The 682-nt window shown below is 71.7% G+C and carries 1 protein-coding gene; it reads right to left on the reverse strand.

Annotated features, from left to right (window positions below; translation table 11 throughout):
- The coding region (locus tag U9980_RS09595; protein WP_416210208.1) for a DEAD/DEAH box helicase at positions 1-682 on the reverse strand (682 nt) is incomplete at both ends.

Consider the following 682-nt stretch of genomic DNA (forward strand, 5'->3'; position numbering starts at 1 on the left):
CCAGGTGCCCGTCGGAGCCTCCGGCCGCGCGAAGAGAATCATGATCGCGCGGCCGGAGGCCTGTCAGCTGTTCAGCGACATCGTCGGTGACCCTCGCGTTGGCGGTCGCCGTCGTCGCGAGAACCGGCACATCCGGGCGCAGCCCTGCCAGAAGCGTGCGCAACCGGCGGTAGTCCGGCCGGAAGTCGTGCCCCCAGTCGGAGATGCAGTGCGCCTCGTCCACGACGACCAGGCCGGTCGTGGCCGCGAGTTCGGGCAGGTAGGCGTCACGGAAGGTCGGGTTGTTCAACCGTTCGGGACCAACCAGGAGCACGTCGAGTTCGCCGGCGCGCAGCTGCGCGTAGACCGCGTCCCACTCCGTCACGTTGCCCGAATGGATCTCGCCGGCCCGAATGCCGGCCCGCGCCGCCGCGGCCACCTGGTTCCGGATGAGCGCGAGCAGCGGCGAGACGATCACGGTCGGGCCGGCACCGACCGATCGCAGCAGGGCCGTTGCGATGAAGTACACGGCGGACTTGCCCCAGCCGGTCCGCTGGACCAGCAGGACCCGGCGGCGCTCGGCGACCAGCGCACGGATTGCCTGCCACTGGTCCTCCCGCAGGCGCGCGGTCGGACCGGCGAGCGTGTGCAGCAGCGCCTCAGCCCGTGCCCGCAGGTCACCGTCGGCGTCAGCGGTCTGACC

This window comes from Protofrankia sp. Cr1 (assembly GCF_963555865.1).
Classification (GTDB): domain Bacteria; phylum Actinomycetota; class Actinomycetes; order Frankiales; family Frankiaceae; genus Protofrankia.